This window comes from Protofrankia sp. CiP3 (assembly GCF_917627345.1).
Lineage (GTDB): Bacteria > Actinomycetota > Actinomycetes > Frankiales > Frankiaceae > Protofrankia.
In genome coordinates this window covers 5,741-6,158 of the sequence record NZ_CAKJTM010000173.1, presented here as the reverse complement: position 1 = coordinate 6,158, position 418 = coordinate 5,741, and the positions used below count along the sequence as shown (strand labels likewise).

Annotated in this window: 1 pseudogene; it reads left to right on the top strand. The window is 72.0% G+C overall.

The window, feature by feature from the left end:
* A pseudogene (locus MJ797_RS25470) lies at positions 1 to 418 on the top strand (IS21 family transposase); the annotation flags it as partial.

Genomic DNA, 418 nt, shown 5'->3' with positions numbered 1-418 from the left:
GCCGCCGACGTACGTCCGGGCGCCGAAGGGCTCGGTGGTCGATCCGTTCGAGCCTCGGATCCGGGCGCTGCTCGCGGAGTGGCCGCGGATGCCGGCGCCGGTCGTCGCCGAGCGGATCGGCTGGACCTATTCGCTGTCGCCGCTCAAGAGGCGCCTGGCGCTGATCCGGCCGGAGTACGTCGGGATCGACCCGGTCGACCGCGTCGTCTACGAGCCCGGGCAGGTCACGCAGTGCGACCTGTGCTTCCCCGAGACGCCGGTGCCAGTCGCCGCGGGCCTGGAGCGGGTCGCGCCGGTGCTGGTGATGACGCTGGGGTTCTCCCGGTTCGTGACGGCGACAATGATCCCCTCACGGCAGGCCGGTGACATCCTGGCGGGGATGTGGCTGCTGATCTCGGGGGTCGGCCGGGTCACGAAG